We start from the raw sequence: 24,296 nt of genomic DNA, 5'->3' as shown, positions 1-24,296 counted from the left end.
ATCGACGCCTCATTCGCAACGCTGATGAGTTGATCAAGAACGAAGCATGGATTGCCGCGCCGGAATATGCCAATGGCTGCGCTCCACAAGGACTCCGCCATGGCCGTCGAGATCGCACCCGCTACATCCGCAGCATCAAACGCCGCCCGCACCGGCGTGCTGGTCATGCTTCTCGGCATGCTGATGTTTTCGCTCAACGACGTCATGGGCAAATGGCTGGTCGCCACCTACTCGGTCGGCCAGGTTGTGCTGATCCGCAGCCTCGCCGCGGCGATCCTGCTTGTGCCCTTTCTCTGGCTCAACGGCCCGAAGAAGCTCCTCGCCCTGGAACGGCCCGGGCTCCAGCTTGCCCGCGTCGCCGCTTCGACGGCAGAGGTTTTCGCCTTCTATTTCGCCGTCGTCTACCTGCCGCTTGCCGACGTCATGACCTATTGGCTGGCCGCTCCGATCTATGTCGCCGCCGCTTCTCCGCTGCTGTTGAAGGAACATGTCGGCTGGCGGCGCTGGACGGCGATCGCCATCGGTTTCGTCGGCGTCCTCATCGCGCTCGAACCTTCGTCCGAGGCCTTCACGCTGCCGGCGCTGATCTCGATCCTCGGCAGCATGTGCTTTGCCATCATGATGGTGTCCGGGCGTTCGCTACGCGGCACTCCGGATACGACGCTTGCCTTCTGGCAGCTCGTCGGGGCGGCCCTTGTCGGGCTCCTCTGGGCACCGTTTGACTGGACGCCGCCGAAGCCTCTCGACACGGCGCTCCTTTGCCTTCTCGGCGTCGTCGCCATGATCGCCCATGTTCTCGTCAACCGGGCGCTGAAACTTGCCGATGCCGCGACGGTGGCGCCGCTTCAATACACGCTGCTCTTCTGGGCGATCATCTTCGGCTGGCTGATCTTCGGCGACACGCCACGCCTGTCGATGGTGCTCGGCGCCGGCCTCATCGTCGCCTCCGGCCTCTTCATCTTTTTCCGCGAACAGCAGCTCAAGCGGCAGGGACGGCTGACGGCTTAGGCGAGAAGGCGCCCCCTCACTTGAAGGGGCGCCATCAACGGGTTCAGTCGTCCGCGACGACCGTCTGCTTCTGCGAGCCCAGTCCGTCGATGCCGAGTTCGATGACGTCGCCGGCTTTCAGGTACTGCGGCGGCTTGAAGCCCATGCCGACGCCGGGGGGCGTACCGGTCGAGATGATGTCGCCCGGATGGAGCGTCATGAACTGCGAAAGATAGCTGACCAGATAGGCGACGCCGTAGACCATCGTTCCGGTCGAACCGTCCTGCTTGGTTTCGCCATTGACCTTCAGCCACATGCCGAGTTTCTGCGGATCGGCAATCTCGTCGCGGGTGACGAGCCAGGGACCGGTCGGGCCGAAGGAGTCGCAGGACTTGCCCTTGGTCCACTGACCGGAGCGCTTCGTCTGGAAGTCACGCTCCGAGACGTCATTGATGACGCAATAGCCGGCGACGTGCTCCAGCGCTTCGGCTTGCGATACGTATTTGGCTTTCTTGCCGATCACCACGCCGAGCTCCACTTCCCAATCCGTTGCGACCGACCCGCGCGGAATGATGACATTGTCGTTCGGCCCGACGATCGCCGAAGTCGCCTTCATGAAAACGACGGGCTCCGGCGGCACGTCGAGACCGGACTCCGCCGCATGGTCCGCGTAGTTGAGGCCGATGCAGATGAACTTGCCGCTGCCGCCGACGCAGGCGCCGAGCCGGGGCGTGCCTTCGACCACAGGAAGGCTCTCGACGTCGAGACCGCGCGCCCAGCCGAGATCGGCAATCGCCGGACCGGCGAGATCGGCGATCACCGCCGAGAGATCGCGAATTCTACCGGCACCGTCCAAAACGCCCGGCTGTTCTGCCCCTTCGGGTCCGTAACGCAACAACTTCATTCTGTTCCTCCAAGCGGTCGAGACGAAAGACTGTGCCTGACAAATCAAAGGACGCGGTGGATGTAAAGTTGTTTTGCAAGGTGCCGGAAGAAAAGCGGAAGGTCGCAGATCCGGGGCGCGCCGAAAAGGGCACGTTCATCCCGCGACGTCCCGGCTTACCGGCACTGACGGCGCGGCCCGCCATCAAAAGGCTGGTAAGTGTTATCTTCGGGGCGATAGGAGCGATATCGACTGAAGCAATAATCAACATGTTCAAGCGACAGGTTCCCAACGCCACTCGCATCGGCCGAGAAGTCCATTTCCGTTGAAGAAGCGTCGAGGTTTTCCGCAGGGGCGGGTGGCGGCAGAACATCTTCCGACGGTGTTCCGGCCGCATTCATGTAGGGAGAGATGCAGGTCCGGCGGCCGCCACTAAAGGATCTATAGCTGTTGTCGCTGGCACGGTAGGAGCGATAGCGGTTCGCGCACCAATCGACGTGCGCCGTCGGCCGGGTCTCCAACGCCGGCTGCTCCTCGCTGGTCGCCGTTTGAATTGAGCCGGTGGGCGCCATGTCCAAAGGTTCCGATAGGAGTTCGTTCTCGCTTCCGTTGCTCGTTGTCGTCAGTTCGGATTTCGAAGCAGGGTCTTCCGAGGACTCGATGTCTTTTGCGGTCACCACAGGTTCGCTGCCAGAGACATCGGCTGGCGCCGCGCGGGCGGGGAGCCGCTCATATTGCTGGGCCGCCGTGTTCACGGCGCGCGGCTGCTCGGCCCATATTTCCGACTGGTTCATGTCGAGCCGCGGCTCGCGTGCCGGGTTCCCGTTGAGGATGAAAGTTGCGACAGCCGCCCCACTCAGGAAGAGCGCGAGGGACAGTGCGAACCCGCAAAGTCCAGCCAACAAGCCTCTCACTTGATCCTCCTTCGTTTGTCCGTACGAAGAATGCGACGGCTCCGTCTCAGGTTCCGCCGGGGCATGAAAATCCCTTGAATTTTGAAGGGCCAAGCGCGCCGGCGCGCTTCCGGTCGAGGTGCCCGACTTTGTCCGCGCCGGCCGTCCGGCCCGCGACGACGGACAAACCCGCGAATTTCGTGGGCCTGCAGGAGCTTGGCGCCGGCCGCAAATGGCATCCCGCAGCTTCAAAGAAGTGCGTCCCACTCGCGCAAACCGAAACAGTGGCGGCAGCTACGCTGCCGGTGGGCGGTACCGTACCTGTTTTGCCTTTGCCAAGGCATCAATCGTATCCTCGACGCTGAGAAGTACGGTGGTCTCAAGAGAGCTCAGCGCGCCTCCCGCACCGATCGCTATCGCGACAGCGGCCATCGAGACGCTGTCAGGCGCCTCCCAAAGCGTCCAACCGTCATGCTCGCCAAACGCGTACCAGAAGCCGTGAAGCTTACCGCCCACTGCCTCGATATAGGTCGTGGCCGCGTCCCGGCGATCCTCGGGGTTTTGGATCATGCGCGCCCATGTCTCCGGTGTGTAGCTGAAGCGCGTGAGATACATGGTCATGGCTCACCTCCTGCCTAAGAGAGATCAGTTGACGCTCAAGCCGCGGGGAACGCAAGTCACTTCAAATATGCCGCTCCCGACCTACTTCGTACCCGAAAAGGCAAACACGTCGATCGGTTCGTCCAGTCCCCGCAAGGCGTAGGAGCCGAGATTTTCCAGCTGCCCCGCGCATCCTGCCCTCTCGACGAAGGCCCTCGACAGGAGAACCGGGCGCTTGAGCTCCTTGGTCAGGCTTTCGAGGCGCGAGGCGACGTTGACGGCCGGACCGATGACGGTGAAATCGAGGCGCTTGCGCGAGCCGATATTGCCGTACATGACGTCGCCGACATGGACGCCGATGCCGTAGCCGAGCCGATCGTGGCCCTTTTTGAGGTTCGCCTCGTTGAGTCCGGCAAGGGCGGCCTGGGCTTCGTCGATGGCAGCGAGAAGTTGGCTGCAGGCACAAGGGTCGGTAAGTGGGAAGATCGCCAGCAGCCCGTCGCCCATAAATTTCAGGATCTCGCCGCCGTGCCGCTCGATCGGCTCGGACATCGCGTCGAAATAGTCGTTCAGAAGTTCGATGACGTCATCGCGCGGCCAGAGGTCCGACAACCGCGTGAAGTCCCGCAGATCGCAGATCAGGATCGCCGCACCCACGGTTACACCGCTGCCGCGGGTCGTCGCGCCTGCCAGGATCTGTTCGCTCGCATGTGGCCCGACATAGGTCTCGAGGAGCGTGCGAGCCATGCGGTTCTTCAGGCGGATCTCGCTGACAAGCGCCAGCGCCGGCAGAATGTCCGACAGGAAGGCGAGATCGTTTGCATCGAAGCCGCCCGGCCGGTCGCTGGCGAAGGTGATGGCGTGACGCTTGCCCAGCGTATGATGGAGCGGCCAGATCATGTAATCGGTAAGACCCTCGGCCCGCAGTTCGTCATAAAGCGGGTAATTCGGACCGTCGGCCGTCGGGTCGTCAATATGCCGGCGCACCTCGTCCGCCCCATTGTTGAATTCGTGCAAGGGGCTGTTCAGATACCGGTCACTGTCTTCGACGCCATATTCGTAGGTGTCGATTTCCGCCTCCGACAGTCCCTTCCGCCAGAGAATCCGCGCGCCGATCCATTGCGGGTGATGAATTCTGAAATGGAGGGTCGCGCGGGCAACGGGCACACCGGCCTCCGACAATCTCCGGCACAGCTCCACGAAGATGTTGTCGATAAAGCGTTCTTCTCGCGTCTCGTTGACGAGCCACGCGAGAATTTCCCGCCGTTCGCCAGGCCAGAGCCCGCTGTCGTGAGGAGGAGCCAACCGCGCCTCAGATAAGGTCTGCATTGCACCCTCCCTCCGGCCGGGATTTCATGACGGCCATGTTTCAAAATCCCAGGGATTGTTGCGCCGGCGCCGGCGGCCCGACGTGAACGCCTTCCAGCTCGAGCATGCGCAGCTTCGTCGAGGCGCCGCCGGGTGCGGAAAAACCGCCGACCTTGCCACCGGCCGCCAGCACGCGGTGGCATGGGATAATCAACGCCACCGGATTCTTCGCCATGGCCTGGCCGACGTCCCGCGCCGTCTCCGGCCCGGCACCCAGTTCCTTTGCCAAGGTGCCATAGGTCGTCGTGTGCCCCCAGGGGATCTTTCGCGCCGCCGCGTAGATTTCCCTGAAGAAAGCGTCCTGTTCTTCGAGGTCGAGTTCGAAACCGGAAAAATCCGCCTCCTGGCCCTCGAAATAGCGCCTTACCTCGGCGACAGCTTCCGCGACCGCCGGCGGCGCAGGATGCGGTTCGGCGCCGGGGACGCGCCGCAGGAGAAGGCGCTCGGTCGCCTCGGGGCTTCTGGTCGGCAGTTGGAAGCGGGTGATCCCGCGCGCGCTCCAGGCGATGCCGCAGAAGCCGGCCGCCGTTTCGAAGATCAGATAGTGGTGCGCTGTCTGGCCCATCGCCACAGCCTCCCGCGTTTCATGGTTTCCATGAAAATCGTGCGGCGAGGCTGCGAATTCAACCCGTTTCTTGGGCTGCACCACATGTGTGGTCGATCCCTATCCCAGCGCCTGGGTGGCCAGGCCATAAATAATAGGCTTTTCGCTGCTCGTTTTCTCAACCAGCCAAGGTCGCCTGAGCGACATGCTGGTCACCGTGTCGTAGACGAGAAGACCGACTGCGCGAGGAACTCAGCGAATGCGCCGCTTTTCTGGCGCGTGTCGAGGCGGAGGAACGATCCCGCATGGTCGGCGACATGCAGCCTCGTCACCGCAATCGCGTCAGCATCGTTTGCCGCCACGACCGGACCGACCAGCTGGCCGCGCCCAAAGCGCCGGCATAGTGAATAGGCTACCATTCGGTCGCCGCGGACAAGCGCCACGCCTTTCGACACATCAAGAAGGCGCGCCAGCACATGAGTGCGGCCGGCGTTATAGGCAGCGAGATCGAGCGCGGTGACCTCGTCGAGATCGCCCCCCGCCAAGGCGTGCAATCTCGTTCCCGGCGGAAGATCACCCTCCGGCGGTGCGACGGCCTCGCCGTTGCATTGATAGACGGTACGATCGACGACGAAACCGAGCGAACCATAGAGCCGCCGCGCCGAGCGAGTTGCATTTGAGGCCGATCGCCCGTGAACCTGTTTGCGAAAGCACGTGGTTCATCATCCAGTGCCCGTGAGCGCTCGCGCGACCAGCTGCGCGAGATGCAGATCGTCTTCCAATATGCCGACACGGCGCTCAACCCGGCGAAGTCGATCGAGGATATTCTCGACCGGCCGCTCGCCTTTACCATGGCATGGACCGAACGGCGGGCAGCGCCCGCATCGACGAATTGCTCGACATGGTGCGCCTGCCGCGCAACCTGCGCCATCGTCGGCCGTCGGAGCTCTCGGGCGGGCAGAAGCAGCGCGTCAATTTCGCCCGGGCGCTCGCCGCCGAGCCGAAGCTCATCCTCTGCGACGAGATCACCTCGGCCCTCGACACCGTCGTCGCCGCCGCAATCATCGACCTCCTCAAGGAATTGCAGCGCGAACTCGGCCTCTCCTATGTGTTCATCAGCCACGACCTGTCGACGGTGCAGGCGATCTGCGACGAGGTCGTCGTCATGTATGCGGGCGAGAAGATCGAGCAACTCGCCTCGTCCGAGCTCGCAAGCGGCGCGAACCCCCTATTCCAAGCTGCTCTTCGTCTCCGTGCCGAAGCTCGACACCGGCTGGCTCGGCGGCCTCGACCGGCGGCCGTAGAACGCCTTGAGCAAGACGGGTTGACGCAGGATTAGCAGGGGCGCGGCCGACTGCCATCATCGGCCTGAGCCCTGATCGTTTGTGTGCGATATCGCTCCGCCGCGGGCACATGCTTTAGCACACTCAGGCAAAGCTTGGCCGCAGGGCTATCACGGGGAGCGTCGCTGCGACCATGATGACACCGTAGGGAACCTTGCGCGTCGCGCGGATCTCTTCCAGCCGCATCGCCACGGAAAAGTGTGCCAGTTGCAGCGGCATCGGCAGTTTGAGGATCAACAGTGCCGCGATGCCGCCAATCAGCAGGAAGACCGCAAAGGGCAGCATGCCGTTCCAGCCGATGAACACACCGATCGGCAGAAACAGCTTGGCGTCGCCAGCGCCGAAGAGCCTGAACGACCAGAGACCGAAGCCAAGGGCGAAGAGGAGCAAGCCGGCCCCTACATCGCCGGCAAGGCCATGGGCAGAAAAGAGTGCGGCACCGAGGTCATCTGCCATCAACTCCCCTAACGCCCCGCCGGCCTGTTCGGCCGTCAGAAGCTTCAGGGCGGCGCCGAGGGCGTAGACCGCCATGAGGGCGAGCACGACGCTGTTCGGTATTTTCCAGAGCCGGAAATCGCTCCAGGCGGCATAAAGTAAAAGTAATACTGTTGCCACAATTAAAATGTTGATTTCGGCAATCATCTTTCTTGTACTCCATACGCAGTCAAAACTGATTACTTTTAAGAAGATACTGAAGGACTTCTAATCACTTTGGGCTATGTAACCCCGAGTATATAACTCAGAGAACGGCAATTCGATACCACTTTTTGCGCTTCAATGCCATAGATATTCGTTTGTTATCTTAACCATAAGCAATGCCGGCGTAAAACTGCTAAATATAATGATTGACGATCCAGAGATTAACAGTTTATTAATCAACGCAGTCGGGGAGATGGTCTCAACGGCGGCGCGGCCCGGGGAATTTTGCGGCACGCGGAGTATATTTGAAAGGATTTCTCGATGAAAGCTTTTGTAACTAAGGTATCCGCTTTCGCGCGGGAAGAAGACGGCGTCGCGCTGTCGGAATATCTGGTCCTTCTGGGCCTGCTTGTTGGCGGCGTTATCGCAGCCGTGACTACTGTGAGTGGCAATCTGGCAGCTGCCTGGACTTCTTGGGGGACTTTCTTCACCTCGCACTTGAGCTGCGACCCCGCTGCCCCTCTTTGCTAAATTGTTACACGATGAGCGGCGGAGGAGCCATTGCCTCCGCCGATCCATACTATAAGTTTTAAAGTATCTTGTTTCAGCGAGTACCAAGCCATGCGTTCCTCAACGATGATTAGCCTTATTGTAGCGCTATTGCTCGCATTGGGCGCGGTTTTTGCAACGCGTAGTTTTTTGGCCGATCAGCAGGCGCGGCTTGTGTCCGCAAATGCCCCGAAAGCCGAGGAAAGAACGCTTGTTGTCGCCGCCAAGCCCATGCGTTTCGGCGACCGTGTGCGCTCGGAGAACCTGAAAGCCATTCCGTGGCCCTCCGAAGAGCGGCCGGAAGGCTCGTTCCAGACGCTTGAGGCAGTTCTCGGCGACGATACGGAGCCGCGCTATGCCATGGAAGCGATCGATCCCGGCGAACCGGTGCTCACGTCGAAGATCACGGGCACAGGGGAGCGGGCCACATTGTCTGCGGCGCTCGATCAGGGCATGAAGGCCGTCTCCATCCGCGTTAACGACGTGCTCGGCGTTGCCGGCTTTGTGCGTCCCTCGGATCGCGTCGATGTTCTACTCACCCGGGTGGTCCGTCAGCAGAACAACAGCGAACAGACCTATGTCGACGTGCTGCTGCAGGGTGTGAAGGTGCTGGCGGTCGACCAGACCGCGGATGAGCGCAAGGACGAGCCGTCCATCGTCAAGACGGTCACCTTCGAGGTTACGACCGACGAGGCACAGCGCCTGACGCTTGGCGCGAGCATCGGCACGCTTTCGCTCACGCTGCGCAACATCGCCTCCTCAAATGTAGAGCAGACGCGACCGATCACGGTTGCCGATCTCGGGGGCGGCCTGATCTCTGCAGACCTCGCAAAGTCGGCGGATGACGGGCGATTCGCGACGATCGAGGATCTCGTCCGCAAGGTTGGAGATGAACTCGGCAACCGGATCGACTCCGTCGAAGACAAAATGAAACAACCTGTTAAAGAAAAACAGGTACAGATTGCAGAGCGAACAGCAGAACCACTCTTGTCCGCGGAGCCAAAATGGGCCACGGTCGGCGTCTGGAACTCGACGAAGCGCGAAGAGCACCGAGTCGGCATGATCCAGTGAAGCGAGGGGAGCGGCTTTGCCCGCAGGCGCTGTGGCTGAACGAGGAGCGGAGGCTGAAGCGGGAATGTCCAAGGGAATCATAAAGGGGGCGGCAAGAGCCGGAACCCTCGCGGCGATAGCTGCGGCAATAGTTGTCTATGGTGGCGGAGGACCCAGTGTTGTGGGCCCCGCCAAAGCCCAGGAAAAATTCATAAGCCTCACCGGTTCGGTCCAGCAGGTGACGCTGGCGCCAAACGACACGATAACGGTCAGGACCGGCAAGCCCTTCGGCGACCTGGTTATCGGCAGCGCCGAGATGATCGACGTGGTGCCCCTTTCAGACCAGTCGCTGTTCATCCGCGGCAAGCAGACGGGTGCTACTAATATCTCCGTCTATGACGACAATAAGGCGCTTGTCGGCGTTATCGACGTGCGCGTTGCCGCCGATTTCAGTGAAGTTGCATCCGCGATCCGCTCTACGGCACCGTCCGCACAGGTGCGGGTGTTCAACTCCAACGATCGCATTCGCCTGACGGGAACGGTTCGCGATGCGGTCGAACTGCAGCGGGTGATGGAAATCGCCCAGTCCTATTCCGCGGAGCCGGTCCTGAACCAGCTGCGCGTTGCCGAATCGCAGCAGGTCATGCTGGAAGTTCGAGTAATCGAGGCCTCGCGCCAGACCGGCCGCGACCTTGGCATCGGTTGGTCCGGCCAGGGCAGGAACGGCATCGGCAAGGCGACGACTAGTCAAGGTATCACCGTCGACGATGATGGTAATCTCGCGCGAACGCTGGGAGACGCCGCGGGTGCGGCGACCGGCATGCAGCCGTTCGGGCAGCTGATTGCCAAGGTACTGGAAATCTCGGGCGGCCAGATCGACATCGTCATCAACGCACTCGAGCAAAAGGGCCTGGTGCGCCGGCTGGCGCAGCCGAACCTGATTGCTATGAGCGGCGAAACTGCAAGCTTCCATGCCGGCGGCGAAGTTCCGATCCAATCGACTGTCGCGAATGGTGCGACGCTTGCGACCGAGACCGACTACCGGCCTTTCGGCGTGCGGCTCACCTTTTCGCCTGTTGTGCTCGATGGCGGGTTGATCAGTCTCAAGATCGAACCCGAAGTCTCCGAAATCGACCCTTCGATCAGCGTCAACGGCAATCCAGGCTTCATCTCGCGTGCTGCAAGCACGACAGTCGCGCTGCGTGACGGCCAGAGCTTTGCGATGGCCGGCCTGCTGCAATCGGTCAATGCCAAGGACGTTCAGCAGTTGCCGTGGCTTGGGCAGGTTCCCGTAATCGGCGCACTGTTCCGCTCGACGAGCTTCCTGAAAAGGGAGTCGGACCTGGTCATCGTCGTCACCCCGCATATAGTGCGGCCGTCGAAGCCCGGCGAAGACCTCTACAGCCCGCTCGAACAGACGCGGTCGTCCAACGACGTCGAGCTGTTTGCGCTCGGCATCCTTGAGGTGGACAAGGACATGCTGCGCCGCTTCCGCAATGGCGAAGGCGTGAAGGGCCCATACGGCCATCGTCTTGATCTGGACGTGGGAGGCGAAGTTGTCCTTTCCAAGAAGTAAGCGCGCCATCTTGGTTCTTACCGCCGCCGGCCTTCTTTCCGGCTGCGCCGACTATCTGAACCATCGTGACTCGATCACCTTCGGGCTCGGCAATGCGGTGGAGGCCAACAAGGGAATCCACATACAGGATCCCTTCCCGCGGGCGGCGTACAACACGCAGATCGCTAGCGACGGGAAGGTCATCCACCGCGCGATCCGCACGTATCAAGGCAGCGCGCAGACAAGCGCACCGTCGCCATCGGCGGTGATCCTGCCGGTTGCCACGCCGCCGAACGGAGCAGCCAGGTAAACTGCGTACTATTGAAGAAACGGCAACTGAGCCGGAAGAATTGGGAATGGAAATGCGAATTGACAGTGATCTTGGGTCGGATCGGCTCAAGATCATCAGATGATACGAAGTTAGATAGATTTTATTAGCTTGAGACGCGGGATGCGAGCGAATTGCCGCTCATGATTTTCCAAGGTCCCGTTCTCGTTTTTTTAAGCATGTCGTTGCCCCGAGCGCGCTGCGTGATTTGGGCGACGCGTCAGAGTCTCGGCGGAGACCCGCCGTGATCCGGGGAGCATGCCAATGTTGTTGCGTAAGGCTATTAACCGCTTCTGGGATGACAATCGTGGCTACGTCATCGCCTTGACGCTGATTTCCATGCCACTCCTGCTCGGTTTTTCGCTGCTGGTCATTGACGTCGGCCGCACCGGCAACCTCCACACCGACCTGCAGAATGCGGTGGACGCCATGGCCCTTGCCGGCGCCCGCGAACTCGACGGCCGCGACGATGCGATCACCCGCGCCGATGCCGCAATCGAGGCGCTCGCCAACAGCGCCGCCTTCGGGGGTGGCGGAAACGGGATGTCGCTCGGCTCGCATATCACCGTCGCCTACGATGCGGGGAACGCCGCCGGAAGCACGGTAGCGGTTACCTATCTTAAGGAAATTCCGGCCGATGACGACGATCCAATTACTGCTTCCATGGAGACCACGGATCCGAATGAAGCCTCCTATGCCTGGGTCATTGCCAACGACCAGGCGATGACGACGATCTTCCCGGTCCCGGTCGGGTTCAATCGCGATACGATCAACGTGGCGGCCGAAGCCGTGGCGGTTTACCGCTCTAGCGCTTGCGACGTGACGCCGATCTACATCTGCAATCCTTTCGAAGCGCCCGGCAATTCCACGGAAGCGGGAAACCAGACAGCGGCGGATGCCCTTCACGAGAATTTCGCAGCGGGAAATCTCTACGGCCGCCAGATCGAGCTTCACAGCACGTCATCATCGGCACCGGGCCCAGGCAATTTCGGCTTCCTGGCGACCTATGGCAATGGTGCGAACGTGCTGGCCGAGGCGCTGGCCACGGGCTCGCCCGGTGTATGCTACAAGCAGGACGCACTCGAGACTAAGACGGGTGCGATGGCGGGGCCCGTTGAGGCGGGGCTGAACACGCGCTTCGGCATGTATTCGGGGTCATTCGGGAACGCGCGTGACGACGGGCACTACCGGCCGGCCCGCAATGTGCGCTCGGCACAGAACCAGACGGGGGGCGCCAACAAGATCTGCGGCGAATACAACCCGATCATGAGCGGAAGCACCGTCGGCGATGTGACCAAGGCGTTGCCGCTCGGCTACGGTGCGTCGATGGGCTCGCTTGCGGGCGGCAAGATCAGCACCGGCAATGATTGGCAGTACAACAGCTATTGGAACGTGGCGCAGGGGACCTCCGCTCCTTCCGTCAGCACGATCCTCAGCAACCATTCCAGCTACCCGTCGCCAACCGGCTCTCCGTCGCAGCCTTCGGCCTATGACGTCTATCGCTACGAACTCAACAACACCGCCCTGATTAATCACGCGTCCGCCAGCGGCGAGACTGGCGCGCCTCGGACCGGCGGCCAATGCTACTCGGGCCCCGACCTCTCGAACTACACAGATGGCGACTATGGCGATCGCCGCGAGATTTTCGCTGCGATCGTCAACTGCGGCTATGAAAATTCCGTAGGCCACCTGAATGGCCACAAGCAGACGCAGGCGGTCGCCTTCGCCCGCATGTTCCTGACCAAGCCGGCGATCAAGGCCGGGAGCGAGCGCTATCTTTCGCTGGAAATGATCGATATCACGGGCAAGGGCGGACGCGGCACACTCGATGAATTCCTGCGCGAAGAAGCGGAGCTGGTCCGATGAACGCGATCAGAAATTTCTTCAACCGTCGCTGCTGTTTCGCTTTCTGGTGGAATTCAGAAGGGGCAGTGCTCGCCGAGGCTCTCATCGCCGTACCTTTCATTACGGTCTTTGCCGCCGGCATTCTCGAGTTCGGCAACATCTTCTGGGAGCGGATGCAGATCGATGCGGGGCTGCGCGATGCCGGACGTTATCTCGCGCGCTGCCGCCCCACCTCTCCGACCTATGCCTCGACCTGTTCGGAGGCGACTGCAAAACTGATCGCCTTCTATGGCACGCAAAGCCCGGCGGCGGACGCTGCCCTGCGGGTTCCCGGTTGGGGCCCGGCGCTTGCGGACATCACCGTCAATGCAGTCGGTGCTGATAACACATTTACAATAGAGACGACGCATCTCTACGAGGCCTCGCCGGTGTTCGCCTGGCTCGGCATCGACGACATCACCATCAGCGCTTCGCACGAAGAGAGGTACATGGGATGGTAGCCCCTCGTTTCCTCACTCGCCTGCGCCGTGACGAAAGCGGCATCGCTCTTTCCGAGACGCTGATCACATTCCCGATCGTGCTACTGGTCTTCGCGTCCTTCGTCGAATTCGGATATGCCATGTCGCAATGGAACCAGACGGTGAAGGCCCTGCAATATGGCGCGAGACTGGCGGCCGTTTCCGACCCATTGACCAGCGACTTCGACACAGTATTACCGACTGAGGCCGCCAATCCGCTGAACAATGGCGACGCCACGCCGAACGATGCGACGATCACCTCCACCTGCGGCCCTGGCCTCGCGAACTGCGAAGTCGCCCCGCTGAATCGCATTGTTTATGGGTCTACGACCGCCACTACGTGCCAACCCCTCGGGACCGCCGGTATTCGCCGTGCGATGTGCCATGTCAACCCGGAGATCGGAAGGGACAACATCGCGGTCACCTATCAGCGCTCGGGTCTTGGCTATTGGGGGCGGCCGGAGGGGCCTGTACTGACGATGCGATTCGAGGTTCGGGGTGTTACTTTCGAACTTCCGATCCTGGGCGCCATACTGGGGCTCGACGACGTCACCATACCAGCCCATCCGGTGACGATCACGACTGAAGACCTGCGAACATGCTCAACGTGCTAAGCCCTTGATATTGCGTGGGGAAGCGAGATGACAGCCCATATCAACTTCGTAGCGACCACAAAGATCCTCGTCCTTTCAGACGACGCTGCGGCCGCCAGCTTCATGATCGACACCTTCGGATCGCTGTCGCGCTATGACGTGCGCCATATGGCCCTGAAGGCGCTCGGCGAAAAGGGACGGATCGACCCTACCCAGTTTGACATAATCGTGCTCGATGTCGACAATGGCGACTTCCTGCAGCAGCCGGAGCTTGTCGCCTTCCGAACGAACAACCGCAACACTCCGCTCGTGGTCGTTTCCGACGAGCTGCCCGATGACAAGCTGCGCCTCCTGGTCCGCCTCAACGGCAACGACTGGCTGAAGAAGCCGCTGGAACGCCGCTCGCTGATCGATATGATCTCGCTGCATGCGCCGACAGCTGGAGCGAGCGATAGCCGCGTCCATGCTGTCGTCGCGGCAGTCGGCGGCGCCGGCGCCAGCGTGATCGCCTCCTCGCTCGCCCATGTGCTGGCGCAGCCCACGAAGAATTCCGCGCCCCGGGTCAACCTATTCGACCTCGACTTCTCATCCGGCGCGCTCGGCCACTATCTCAACCTCCTCAATAACTATGACCTCGTGCCGGTCATTGCCAATCCTTCGCGCGTCGATGTCGAATTCATCGATCTCGTCCGCAAGCGCCATACCAGCGGCTTTTCTCTCCTGTCGTTCAAGCAACCCTCCGTGCTGTTGTCGCCGAAGGGAGCGGAACTCGTCCTGCGCATGCTGGATGTCGTCGCCTTCGAGAGCGACCAGACCGTTATTGATGTACCCTACTACCACACGCCCTGGAAGGAGGGTGTACTGGGATCGGTGAACAGCGTCACTATTGTCACCGAAATGACCATTCCAGCGCTTCACCAGGCGAAGGAGCTTTACTCGAGACTGATACAGTTGCGCGGCGGCGCCGGATCCATCTCCATTATCGTCAACAAGTATCGCACCAAGCTCTTCAGCCTCGGGGTGCGCCACCAGCAGATCGACAAGGTCTTCATGGACACCAAGACGCAGACCGTCGCCTATGACTGGGACACGTTGAGCGAGGCCGTGAACCGCGGGGTGCTGCCGAACGAGGTCAATGCCCGTTCGCCCTTCTGCAAGGCGGTCGAAAAACTGGGAGCGCTGGTGCGATGATAGGGGGAAGACAGCAGAAACAGCGGTTGAGCCGGACGAAGGCTCAGGGGGCAAGACGGGGGCGATCCGCTTGGTCAGGCGCAGTTGTGCTCGCGCTCAGCCTTTCTTTCCCGGAGCGCGAGGCGGCAGCAAACGCGCAGGTGCCGCGGGATCTCGGGCCGACGACGGCCACGGTCATTTCCGCGCGGCAGAACTACTCGGCAGGCACGATTGTCATCTTCAGCGAAAACCGGACGCTTGATCTCGTCGTCTCCGACAACCGCGCCATCCGCTACAGGATCGGCGTCGGCCGCGACGGCTTCCGTTGGAGTGGCGTCGTAAAGGTCGGAAGAAAGGCCGAATGGCCCGAATGGCGGCCGCCCGCCGAGATGAAAACGCGGGTGCCGGGGCTTCCTGAACTCGTTCCCGCAGGGCCGTTCAACCCTATGGGGGCGCGAGGGATCTATCTCTACCGAGGCAGTGCGGACACGCTTTACCGCATCCACGGCACGAACGAGCAGTCGACGGTCGGTGAATTCGCCTCCTCCGGCTGTTTCCGCATGAGCAACGCCGACGTCATCGATCTCTACAAGCGCGTGAAGGTCGGGGCCACGGTGGTCGTCGAGTAGTTGTAAGGAGTAGGGCTGATGGCGAACGGGTTTATAGGACGTTTTTACAAGCAGCCGCCGCAGGAGAGTGCGGGGCTCAGGCAGATCGGCGAGATTGCCGCCAATGGTCCAGCGGCGGTCGTTGCCGTGCCGAAGGAAGCGGCTGCCGAAGCGGCCGTGGAAGATGGGGGCCCGCTCGGCCTCGACATGGTGTCGGAAAGGGTCAACCTGCACCGCCATCTGCTGGACCAGATCAATCTCGGCATCCTTGACACACTCGACGAGGAAGAGATTGCCGCCGAGATCAGGCCGCTGGTCAAGGAATATATCCGTCGTAACAACTCACCGTTGAATGCCAAGGAAATCAATGACCTCGTCCGCGACATCACCGACGAGATGCTGGGGCTCGGGCCGATCGAACCGCTGCTGGCCGACGAAACCGTCGCCGATATTCTGATCAACGGCCACAAAAGCGTGTATGTGGAGCGCCGCGGTCAGCTCGAGAGCACGGCGGTCCGCTTCAAGGACGAGGATCACCTGCTTCGGGTGATCAACAAGATCGTCTCTGCCGTCGGGCGACGGGTCGACGAATCGACCCCGATGGTCGACGCCCGCCTCAAGGACGGCTCGCGCGTCAACGTCGCAATCCGGCCGATCTCCGTCGACGGGCCGCTCGTTTCCATCCGCAAATTCACCCGCAAGCCGTTGACGCTCGAGCGCCTCGTCGAATACGGCGCCATGGCGGATCAGATGCGCATTCTGCTCAGCGCAGCGGTCAAGGGCAGGGTCTCGATGATCATTTCGGGCGGTACCGGCTCGGGCAAGACGACTCTGCTCAATGCACTTTCCTCGCAGATCTCGGAGAAAGAACGGCTGATCACGATCGAGGATGCCGCGGAACTGCAGCTCCAGCAACCGCATGTCGGCCGCATGGAAACGAGGCCGCCGACGCTCGACGGCCGCAACGAGATCCGCCAGCGCGAGCTCCTGAAGAACGCGCTGCGCATGCGGCCCGACCGCATCATCGTCGGCGAAGTGCGTGGCGAGGAGGCCTTCGACATGCTTCAGGCGATGAATACCGGCCACGAAGGATCGATGACCACCATTCACGCCAATACGCCGCGCGATGCGGTGAGCCGCCTCGAGCAGATGGTCGGCATGGCCGGCATGCCGATGTCGCAGTTGAGCGTCCGCTCCCAGATCGCCTCGGCGATCACGATCATTGTCCAGGTGCAGCGCCTGAGCGACGGCAGCCGCAAGGTCGTTTCGGTCTCCGAGATAACCGGCATGGAGGGCGAGGTCGTGCAGATGCAGGAGATCATGCGCTTCAAGAAAACCGGCACCGACGAAAATGGCCGCATTCAGGGCGAGTTCCGCGCCACCGGCCTACGGCCGCGTTTCATCGAGGAATTCGCCGAAGTCGGAGTCATCATTTCCCCGGCGATCTTCGAACCCGGTAAACCACTTCAGACGGGACCCGGCAAGCCATGACCCTCATCCTCCTCTATGCAGCCGTATTCGTCGCAGCGCTGGTCGCTGTAGAGGCGCTAATGCGCGGCTACTTTCGGACATCCGAACGCCACCAAGCGGTAAACCACCGCCTGAGCATGATCGAGGGCAGCGAGAACCACCGTGAGACCTACCGCGCAATGCTGAAGCAGCGCGGCATCGACGGCGACTGGCGCTCCCTTCCGCTGATGCAGCGACTGCGGCAATATTACGTTCAGTCGGGCCTCAAGTACGACGCAAGGCGTTTTTCGCTTTTCGGGATCGCAGGCGCCATAGGCGTGTGGCTTGTCGTTCAGTTCCTGGTGCCGGTCAATCTTGTCCGCATTCCCCTCTTCCTTGCGATCTGCCTGCTCATCCCAGTGGTCATCATCTGGCGTAGCCGTGCCGTGCGCATCCGCAAGTTCGCGGAAAAACTCCCCGAGGCGCTCGACGTCGCGAACCGAAGCCTTGCGGCGGGCCATCCACTGCCGGCGGCGATCTCGCTGGTCGCCCGTGAAATGCCCGATCCGATCGGTACCGAGTTTGGGCTGCTGTCGGATGAACTCACCTACGGCGTCACTTTGGACGACGCGCTTATGAACCTCAACGATCGCGTCGGCGTTGAGGATCTCAACCTTCTGGCGATCTCGCTCAGCGTTCAGGCCGGCACCGGCGGCAACCTCGTGGAGATCCTGCAAAATCTCTCGAAGACGTTGCGCGACCGTTTCATGCTCAAGGCGAAGGTGAAATCGATCTCGGCCGAGGGGCGCATCACGGCCATTTTCATGTCGCTCTATCCGTTCCTGCTTTTCGGCATGATCAGGACACTTGCGCCGACCTACTTCGACCCAGTCTGGGACAGCGGCTACGGCACTATTATCGTTTCGTCGCTTCTGGTCGTGATGGCCATCGGCAATGTCATTCTCTACAAAATGGTCAACTTTGAGTATTGAGGCGCCGCCATGTGGAATGAGTACGGCATATACCTCATCGTCTTTCTCTCGGTCCTGATCTTTGTCGTGACCGCGTCGGAGGTCGTTTTCCGCCGACGCGAGGTGGGTGTCCGGCTGTCGGAGGCCGGGTCACGAGTCGCGAGCAACGATATTGGAGATGGAGCCATCGCCGATCTGAGCGATGCCGAGAACCGGCTGATCCGCCGCTATTTCGAGATTACCCGTCGAGATGCCAACGCCAATTCGACGCAGAACCGGCTCATTCGCGCCGGGTATTTCAGCGCCAACGCAGTCACCACCTTCCATGCGATCCGCGCAATCGTCTGCATCGGCATGATGGTCCTGACTGTTTGGGCGTTCAACCGCTTCCTGCCCGAGACGTCGCGGCTCATGACCCTAGTGATCGCGATGTTCGTCGCCGGCATGACCTTCATTCTGGTGAACATCTACATCGATCGGCGCGGGAGCGCGAAGGAGCGCGAATATCGCCGCCTCTTCCCCGATTTCATGGACATGCTGATCGTCTGCCTCGACGCGGGCATGAGCCTCGAGGCGGCGGCCAACCGCGTCGCACGGGAATTCGTCAGCAAGAGAAAGGACTTCGGGCTGCATCTTTCGATCATGATGCTCGAGGTGCGCGGCGGCCGACGGCTGCGCGAAGCGCTCGCCAATCTCGCGACGCGGCTCAGAATCGACGAGGCGCGCTCGCTGGCGGTCCTCTTCAGGCAATCGGAGGAGCTCGGAACGAGCGTCACCCAGACGCTTAGGGTCTACAGCAAAGAAATGCGCGACCTGCGCATCGTCAGGGCGGAAGAAAAGGCCAACTCGTTGCCGATCAAGATGCTGTTGCCGCTCGGCGCCTTCCTCTTCCCTGTGAGCCTCGTCATCGTGCTCGTTCCCATCGTCATTCGTGTCGTCGGCCTCGTTGTTGGCATGTCGCCCGGTGGTTAAAGAAAAGCGAGGTTCCCATGCATTCGCTCGATCAGGTTCATGAAGACATGGCTCCGTCACTCGACGCCCGCCTGCCGCTGGCGCCGATGAGCGTCGAAGACTCGGGGCTCGAATTCTCCTTCCTGCTGCGGCTGGCGGCAAAATGCGCGACCGAGCAGGACACGGTGACGCCCTCGCATCTGGCGGAGCGGATGAAGCTTCCCAAGGTGGTGATCAACTCTCTGGTCAAGGAACTCGTGAAGCTCGCCTATGTGGAGGCAAGGGGCTTGGCGGGAGAGGACGTGAGGTCCGACATTCGCTACGCGCTTTCGACCAAGGGCATGGAGTATGCCCATGCCGCGATCCGGCAATCCTCCTATGTAGGGCCGGCGCCCGTCTCGCTCGACGCCTTCTGCCGCCAGATCGCCCTGCAGTCCATTCATCACGAGCGAGTGACCCAGGATGGCCTTTTCGCGAGCCTCGAGGGGCTCGTGCTGTCGCCGTCGCTGGTCGAGAAGCTGGGCCCGGCGATGAATTCCGGCCAATCCATTCTGCTTTACGGCCCGCCGGGTAACGGCAAGACCAGCATTGCCGAGCGCACCTCGCGCCTGTTCCAGCAGACGATCTGGGTGCCCTATGCCATCGAGGTTGGCGGCTACGTCATCAGCTTCTACGACGAAGCCGTTCACCAGTCGGTGGCCGGGACTTCCTATCCGAAAGCCGATCAGCGTTGGGTGGAATGCCGGCGGCCGGTGATCAAGACCGGCGGCGAGCTGACGCTCGATCTTCTCGATCTTTCCTACAGCGAAGGCTCGACCGTGTATGAGGCGCCGCTGCATCTCAAGGCCTCCGGCGGCGTCTTCATCATCGATGACTTCGGGCGCCAACAGGTGCTGCCGCAGGCGCTCATCAACCGTTGGATCGTGCCACTCGAGCGCGGCTACGACTTCCTGACCCTGCATACCGGGAAGAAGTTCAAGGTCCCCTTCGACGAACTCGTTGTCTTTTCGACCAATATTGCCCCGAAGGAACTTTCCGACGAGGCTGGATTGCGGCGGCTGAAATATAAAATATTCGTTAACAATCCCTCGCGAGAAGAATATATCCGGATATTCGAGGCCTATGCGCGAGGCGTGGCAGTAGAAATGTCTTTGGCGGATCTGGAACTGTTCTACGATCGCAAATACGGTGGCGAATCACTAGGCTCATGCTACCATCCCAAGTATCTACTCGACTTCATCGGATCCTATTGCGCGTTCAACGGGTTGCAGAAGGTGGCGTCGCTAGGCATGCTGGAACGGGCGTGGGAAGGCGTCTTCACGGCGGACTAGCGGTTGGGCGACGTAGAAGTCCCAAGACTATTGAGGCGGGGCGCTTGCCTCGGCAAAAATCGGCCCCGACGTCTCGGGGGTTGGCAGTTCGAGGGCCACGGCCCGGCTTGCGGCGAAGTGAGGGAATGGTCGAAATGGCGAATATCGAGGTCGAACCCGACGCACGGCGCGAACGAAAGTCGGATGAGCCTGTACGAAAACGGGCTACGCCATTCATTGCCCTGGCATTGGTGTTCCTGCCGCTGAACGCCGGTACCCTGCTCTACACGGCCAAGAACGCGGCCGACATCCGAGACAGCCGCGAAGCACTGGCAGGCGTCAAGCGCTCGATCGACGGGTTGAAGCTGCAACTCGAAAAACAGAGCCGAAACATCGCCAGGGTCGCAGAGGCCGATGAGCTGGCTATCGTTCGCCAGCGGCTCGAGAATCTGCAGAAGGCGGTCTCGGAGCTGGATGGCGGGATGCGCTCCGGTCTGCCGAGTTCCGGCGGTTCGGTTATCCTGAGCGCTCCAGGCAAGGGGGCGACGCAGCGCCTCGAGCCCTCGCTGACGACCGCCGCCACGGAACTGCAGCCCCAGGACGGCAGCCTGCCCGCGATCGGGACCGAGGGCGGCGCATCCAACTTGCCGCGTTACGAAAGGTCGATTTCGCCAGAAGGCAAGTTGATCCTGCGGAAGGTGCGATAGCCGAAGCTTTTGGGTCGATCAGACCTAAAATCATCTTGATCTAAGCGACACGCGTGGCGGCGAGGACGCGCCCGTTGCAGCGGCGGCATGTGACAGGAAACATGCGATAGAACTTGAGCAGTTCTCAGTCTGTAGCCGTTCAAGGGTTAATCGGCGGCATTACAAAGTGCGACAGCGACCTTGTGCGTCTTTTCAGACGCACAAGGTCGCTGTCGCACTTTGAGTTACTGCAGTCCTGCCGGCCCTTACCGCTGCGCGTATTTAACGCTGTTCTTCATCAGCTCGAGATTGCGCGCGGTCGTCTCGTTCGCAGGGTCGAGCTCGTATGCCTTGAGAAAGTACTGGCGTGCGCGCGGCAGGTCGCCACGCAGGAGACGCGAATACCCCATATTGTTGTAGTAAACCGGACTGTTGCCGATCATCTTGGAGAGTTGCTGGTAGGCGCGATCCGACGTGTCGAACCGTCCGATCATGTCGGCAGAGGCAGCGAAGCCGAGCCAAGCAGAAGGGTCCTGCGGAAAAACGGCAACCGCACGTTTGTAGATGGCGTAGGATTTTCCGTAGTTCTTTTCCTTGAACTGCAACTTGCCGGTCGTGATCAGTTCATCGTTTTTGTAGAAGGCGACGGCCGAGTCGTCCTCGAGAGTTTTGGCGCTATCGCCAAATGCCGCAACGTCGTCGAAAGCAGCCGATTGGCATCCGCTCAGGACGAGTGCGGCCAACAGCAACGGCGAAAGGCGACCAAGTCGTGACTGAATTTGATCTATCAATATTCATCCCCTTAACACTGGGCCATCCTAGACTCGCGTTTTCTAACGCTCACATAAAATTTTATCCGATGAAAGCTAACGAAGAAAGAATTCGCGCCGAGAGTCGCCAAAGAGAGACACATGCCTCCGGCCGCGATCGCGCTGCTGACGGGAAGAGTGCCTCCAAGCCGGTTCCAATCGTCAGCAAGCCGGTCAGGTAGGCCTCTTTGCCTAATGCGGAAACAGGGGCCTAATGCGGAAACAGGGGCCTAATGCGGAAACAGGCTGGTCAGAGGCATGTGCGATTTGACGATCGGTGACTTCAGCACGACATAGCTGAAATATTTATCGATGCCGACATCCATGTCGATCAGCCGTTCCATGATCGTCTGATATTCGACGATGCCGCCGGTGACGAACTTCAGGAGATAGTCGTAGCCGCCGGAAACCAGATGGCATTCCACGACGGAATCGACCTTTTCGACGGCTGCGAGAAAGCGGGCGAAATCGATCTGGCGGTGGTTCTTGAGCGTCACCTCCGTGAAGACCGTCAGGGTCTGGCCGAGCTTGGCGATGTTGATCTGCGCCGAATAGCCGACGATATATCCCTCGGCCTGCAATTTCTTCACCCGCATCAAACAGGGGCTCGGCGACAGATTGACGAGTTCGGCAAGCTCGACATTGGTGATGCGGCCGTTCTTCTGCAGTTCGTAGAGGATCTTGATGTCGATCCGGTCGAGTTTCATCGGCGCTCTCCCATTCGTGGCGGCGGCGCGGAGGCCGTCTGCGCTGGTCAGCATTTTATGCGGCGGATACTCGCATGCAAGCGGAACAGGCACGCCATCCTCTGTTAAGTTTATGGAATTTGCTCCAGAATAAAACTCCTCCGCGCACCGAGCGAACCAAATAATATGCTGCGACTGAGCGATGTGCGGCAGTCCGTCGGGCGCCGAATCGCTAGAATACCGGTCGATAGATTGGAGACCGTCGATGCCCGCCCCGCTTCTTCAGATCGAAACGACGCCTGCCCTGCCGGCGAGCGCCGACGCCGTCGTCATCGGCGGCGGCATTGTCGGGGTTTTCGCGGCCTACCATCTGGCCCGGCGCGGTCTCAAGGTCGCCCTCATCGAAAAGGGCCGGATCGGCGCCGAGCAATCCAGCCGCAACTGGGGCTGGTGCCGCCAGCAGAACCGCGACGCCCGCGAACTGCCGATGGCGACCAGGAGCCTGTCGCTCTGGGAGGATTTCGCCGCGGAAACTGGCGAGGATACCGGCTTTCGGCGCTGCGGCCTGCTCTATCTCAGCAATGACGACAGCGAGCTTGCCGGCTGGGCGCGCTGGGGCGATTTCGCCCGCAGCGTCGCGGTGACGACCCATATGCTGGATGGCGCACAGGCGAGTGAAAAGGCTTTGGCGACCGGCCGCCGCTGGAAGGGCGGCGTCTTTTCGCCGACCGACGGGACCGCCGACCCCGCCCGGGCAGCACCGGTGGTCGCCCGCGCCGTCATGAAGCTCGGCGGCACCGTCCACCAGATGTGCGCCGCCCGTGGCATCGAACTCGAGGCGGGGCGCGTCAGCGGCGTCGTCACCGAAGCCGGCACGATCCGCACCCGCGTTGCGGTGCTTTCCGGCGGGGCCTGGGCCTCGTCGTTCTGCCGGCAGCTCAGCATCCGCTTTCCGCAGGCCTCGATCCGCGCGTCGATCCTCTCGGTTGCGCCGGGTGCCGAGGGCCTGCCGCCGGCGCTGCATACGGCCGCGGTCTCGGCGACGCGGCGTGGCGACGGCGGCTATACGCTGGCGATCAGCGGCCGCGCCCGGGTCGATCCGACGCCGCAGCAGATGCGCTTTGCCCGGCATTTCGTGCCGATGTTCGCGCGGCGCTGGCGGAGCCTTGCGCCCGGCGGCCTCGAAGGCTGGAAGTCCGGCCATGAGACACTTCAGCGCTGGCGGCTCGACAGGCCGACCCCGATGGAATTCAACCGCATCCTCGATCCCCGCCCCGACCAGGCGCAGATACGCTTGACTCTGGAGCGAGCCCGGGCGCTCCTGCCGGCGCTCCAGAAGCTGCCGGTCAGCGCCGCCTGGGCCGGCTATATCGACAGCACCCCGGATGGGGTGCCGGCGATCGGCGAGGTCGGCTCGCTGCCCGGCCTCATGCTGGCCGCCGGCTTCAGCGGCCATGGCTTCGGCATCGGTCCCGGCGCCGGGCACCTCGTCGCCGACCTCGTGACGGGTGAGCCGCCGATCGTCGAGCCGAAACCCTACCACCCCGACCGGCTGAACGGATCGGCCTGGGGCAAGGTCGCCGATTTCTGACATAGCGCTTGGAGCGGGCCGAATGCGAGTCGTCCGCGACCAGGCGCGGGTAAGATGTGAGGTTGCTGCCGCACACTTCGCCGCTCCCGCGTCCCTCGCGCCCGAAGACGCAAGGCGCGCCGCAGCGGCGAAGTGGCTCCCCCGCTTCGCGTCCCCAGCTCCTTGGAGACATTCGTCAAATCGAAGGCATTGCCGGTCATGCCGTTACGGGGCGAACGGCCAGCAAACACTCCCTCTCCGCGGCCCGCTGAGCGGGCCGCCACCCGCGAGCCGTGGTGACGTCGCTTGCCCTACAGCGGCGTGCGCCTTTTCAGACGCACTAAGGACGCTGTAGCACTTTGAACCGCTGCATGTTTTTGTCCTTCAATCG

25 protein-coding genes and 1 pseudogene are annotated in these 24,296 nt (G+C 61.5%); 17 read left to right on the top strand and 9 right to left on the bottom strand.

Annotated features, from left to right (window positions below; translation table 11 throughout):
• Nucleotides 1-99 precede the first annotated feature (99 nt).
• The gene (locus NGR_RS05220) at nucleotides 100-1,008 is read left to right on the top strand and encodes a DMT family transporter (protein ID WP_015887195.1); all 909 of its coding nucleotides are present in this window, start codon (nucleotides 100-102) and stop codon (nucleotides 1,006-1,008) included.
• A gap of 43 nt (nucleotides 1,009-1,051) precedes the next feature.
• Here the strand turns inward: NGR_RS05220 and NGR_RS05215 are convergent, their stop codons facing one another.
• The 6 genes from NGR_RS05215 to NGR_RS32990 all read right to left on the bottom strand — a co-directional run bounded on the left by NGR_RS05215 (nucleotide 1,052) and on the right by NGR_RS32990 (nucleotide 5,820).
• The gene (locus NGR_RS05215; RefSeq protein WP_015887194.1) at nucleotides 1,052-1,891 is read right to left on the bottom strand and encodes a fumarylacetoacetate hydrolase family protein; all 840 of its coding nucleotides are present in this window, start codon (nucleotides 1,889-1,891) and stop codon (nucleotides 1,052-1,054) included.
• Nucleotides 1,892-2,046: 155 nt separating this feature from the next.
• A complete protein-coding gene (locus tag NGR_RS05210; RefSeq protein WP_015887193.1) occupies nucleotides 2,047-2,784 on the bottom strand; it encodes a BA14K family protein in 738 nt (245 codons plus the stop codon).
• A gap of 273 nt (nucleotides 2,785-3,057) precedes the next feature.
• Nucleotides 3,058-3,384, bottom strand: a complete 327-nt coding sequence (locus NGR_RS05205; RefSeq protein ID WP_164923888.1) for a GYD domain-containing protein — start codon at nucleotides 3,382-3,384, stop codon at nucleotides 3,058-3,060.
• Between the two features lie 81 nt (nucleotides 3,385-3,465).
• The gene (locus tag NGR_RS05200) at nucleotides 3,466-4,692 is read right to left on the bottom strand and encodes an adenylate/guanylate cyclase domain-containing protein (protein WP_015887191.1); all 1,227 of its coding nucleotides are present in this window, start codon (nucleotides 4,690-4,692) and stop codon (nucleotides 3,466-3,468) included.
• A 40-nt stretch (nucleotides 4,693-4,732) separates the two neighbouring features.
• Nucleotides 4,733-5,296: a methylated-DNA--[protein]-cysteine S-methyltransferase gene (locus NGR_RS05195; protein ID WP_015887190.1), complete on the bottom strand. Its 564-nt coding sequence runs from the start codon at nucleotides 5,294-5,296 to the stop codon at nucleotides 4,733-4,735.
• Between the two features lie 191 nt (nucleotides 5,297-5,487).
• The gene (locus tag NGR_RS32990) at nucleotides 5,488-5,820 is read right to left on the bottom strand and encodes an acetyltransferase (protein WP_240545119.1); all 333 of its coding nucleotides are present in this window, start codon (nucleotides 5,818-5,820) and stop codon (nucleotides 5,488-5,490) included.
• A gap of 183 nt (nucleotides 5,821-6,003) precedes the next feature.
• On the opposite strand from NGR_RS32990, the pseudogene NGR_RS05185 reads away from it, so the two are divergent.
• Nucleotides 6,004-6,579, top strand: a pseudogene (locus NGR_RS05185) (ATP-binding cassette domain-containing protein); the annotation flags it as partial.
• A 123-nt stretch (nucleotides 6,580-6,702) separates the two neighbouring features.
• Here the strand turns inward: NGR_RS05185 and NGR_RS05180 are convergent.
• A complete protein-coding gene (locus NGR_RS05180; protein WP_015887187.1) occupies nucleotides 6,703-7,260 on the bottom strand; it encodes a prepilin peptidase in 558 nt (185 codons plus the stop codon).
• A gap of 318 nt (nucleotides 7,261-7,578) precedes the next feature.
• Here NGR_RS05180 and NGR_RS05175 point away from each other — a divergent pair, with 318 nt between their 5' ends.
• The 14 genes from NGR_RS05175 to NGR_RS05110 all read left to right on the top strand — a co-directional run bounded on the left by NGR_RS05175 (nucleotide 7,579) and on the right by NGR_RS05110 (nucleotide 20,861).
• Nucleotides 7,579-7,788: a Flp family type IVb pilin gene (locus tag NGR_RS05175; protein WP_015887186.1), complete on the top strand. Its 210-nt coding sequence runs from the start codon at nucleotides 7,579-7,581 to the stop codon at nucleotides 7,786-7,788.
• A gap of 90 nt (nucleotides 7,789-7,878) precedes the next feature.
• Nucleotides 7,879-8,877 (top strand): Flp pilus assembly protein CpaB, encoded by a 999-nt coding sequence (gene cpaB / locus NGR_RS05170; RefSeq protein ID WP_164923887.1) that lies wholly within the window; start codon nucleotides 7,879-7,881, stop codon nucleotides 8,875-8,877.
• Between the two features lie 64 nt (nucleotides 8,878-8,941).
• Nucleotides 8,942-10,432 carry a type II and III secretion system protein family protein gene (locus tag NGR_RS05165; RefSeq protein WP_015887184.1) on the top strand — a complete coding sequence of 497 codons (1,491 nt, stop codon included), beginning with the start codon at nucleotides 8,942-8,944 and terminating at the stop codon, nucleotides 10,430-10,432.
• Complete coding sequence (locus tag NGR_RS05160; RefSeq protein WP_015887183.1) at nucleotides 10,413-10,721, top strand: pilus biosynthesis protein; 309 nt, start codon at nucleotides 10,413-10,415, stop codon at nucleotides 10,719-10,721. The genes NGR_RS05165 and NGR_RS05160 overlap by 20 nt, the downstream gene beginning before the upstream one ends.
• A 282-nt stretch (nucleotides 10,722-11,003) precedes the next feature.
• The gene (locus tag NGR_RS05155) at nucleotides 11,004-12,605 is read left to right on the top strand and encodes a TadE/TadG family type IV pilus assembly protein (RefSeq protein ID WP_015887182.1); all 1,602 of its coding nucleotides are present in this window, start codon (nucleotides 11,004-11,006) and stop codon (nucleotides 12,603-12,605) included.
• Nucleotides 12,602-13,084: a TadE/TadG family type IV pilus assembly protein gene (locus NGR_RS05150; protein ID WP_015887181.1), complete on the top strand. Its 483-nt coding sequence runs from the start codon at nucleotides 12,602-12,604 to the stop codon at nucleotides 13,082-13,084. Before NGR_RS05155 ends, NGR_RS05150 begins: the two co-directional genes overlap by 4 nt.
• A complete protein-coding gene (locus NGR_RS05145) occupies nucleotides 13,078-13,716 on the top strand; it encodes a TadE/TadG family type IV pilus assembly protein (protein ID WP_015887180.1) in 639 nt (212 codons plus the stop codon). Before NGR_RS05150 ends, NGR_RS05145 begins: the two co-directional genes overlap by 7 nt.
• 27 nt (nucleotides 13,717-13,743) lie before the next feature.
• Complete coding sequence (locus NGR_RS05140) at nucleotides 13,744-14,886, top strand: pilus assembly protein (RefSeq protein ID WP_015887179.1); 1,143 nt, start codon at nucleotides 13,744-13,746, stop codon at nucleotides 14,884-14,886.
• Complete coding sequence (locus NGR_RS05135; RefSeq protein WP_015887178.1) at nucleotides 14,883-15,494, top strand: L,D-transpeptidase; 612 nt, start codon at nucleotides 14,883-14,885, stop codon at nucleotides 15,492-15,494. Before NGR_RS05140 ends, NGR_RS05135 begins: the two co-directional genes overlap by 4 nt.
• A gap of 18 nt (nucleotides 15,495-15,512) precedes the next feature.
• Nucleotides 15,513-16,964 (top strand): CpaF family protein, encoded by a 1,452-nt coding sequence (locus NGR_RS05130; protein ID WP_015887177.1) that lies wholly within the window; start codon nucleotides 15,513-15,515, stop codon nucleotides 16,962-16,964.
• A complete protein-coding gene (locus NGR_RS05125; RefSeq protein WP_015887176.1) occupies nucleotides 16,961-17,914 on the top strand; it encodes a type II secretion system F family protein in 954 nt (317 codons plus the stop codon). Before NGR_RS05130 ends, NGR_RS05125 begins: the two co-directional genes overlap by 4 nt.
• Nucleotides 17,915-17,923: 9 nt before the next feature.
• Complete coding sequence (locus tag NGR_RS05120; protein ID WP_015887175.1) at nucleotides 17,924-18,865, top strand: type II secretion system F family protein; 942 nt, start codon at nucleotides 17,924-17,926, stop codon at nucleotides 18,863-18,865.
• A 17-nt stretch (nucleotides 18,866-18,882) separates the two neighbouring features.
• Nucleotides 18,883-20,175: an ATPase AAA gene (locus NGR_RS05115; RefSeq protein ID WP_015887174.1), complete on the top strand. Its 1,293-nt coding sequence runs from the start codon at nucleotides 18,883-18,885 to the stop codon at nucleotides 20,173-20,175.
• A 134-nt stretch (nucleotides 20,176-20,309) separates the two neighbouring features.
• Nucleotides 20,310-20,861 (top strand): hypothetical protein, encoded by a 552-nt coding sequence (locus NGR_RS05110; protein ID WP_015887173.1) that lies wholly within the window; start codon nucleotides 20,310-20,312, stop codon nucleotides 20,859-20,861.
• A gap of 245 nt (nucleotides 20,862-21,106) precedes the next feature.
• On the opposite strand, the gene NGR_RS05105 is transcribed toward NGR_RS05110, so the two are convergent.
• Both NGR_RS05105 and NGR_RS05100 read right to left on the bottom strand, forming a co-directional pair.
• Complete coding sequence (locus NGR_RS05105) at nucleotides 21,107-21,589, bottom strand: tetratricopeptide repeat protein (RefSeq protein WP_432654020.1); 483 nt, start codon at nucleotides 21,587-21,589, stop codon at nucleotides 21,107-21,109.
• Nucleotides 21,590-21,879: 290 nt separating this feature from the next.
• The gene (locus NGR_RS05100; protein WP_015887171.1) at nucleotides 21,880-22,356 is read right to left on the bottom strand and encodes an Lrp/AsnC family transcriptional regulator; all 477 of its coding nucleotides are present in this window, start codon (nucleotides 22,354-22,356) and stop codon (nucleotides 21,880-21,882) included.
• Between the two features lie 244 nt (nucleotides 22,357-22,600).
• Between NGR_RS05100 and NGR_RS05095 the strand changes: the two genes are divergently transcribed.
• A complete protein-coding gene (locus NGR_RS05095; protein WP_015887170.1) occupies nucleotides 22,601-23,926 on the top strand; it encodes an NAD(P)/FAD-dependent oxidoreductase in 1,326 nt (441 codons plus the stop codon).
• The last annotated feature ends 370 nt before the right edge of the window (nucleotides 23,927-24,296 follow it).

The organism is Sinorhizobium fredii NGR234 (assembly GCF_000018545.1).
GTDB classification, from domain to species: Bacteria; Pseudomonadota; Alphaproteobacteria; order Rhizobiales; family Rhizobiaceae; genus Sinorhizobium; species Sinorhizobium fredii_A.
The sequence above is the reverse complement of the archived record's forward strand: the minus strand, read 5'-3'. Positions and strand labels throughout refer to the sequence as shown.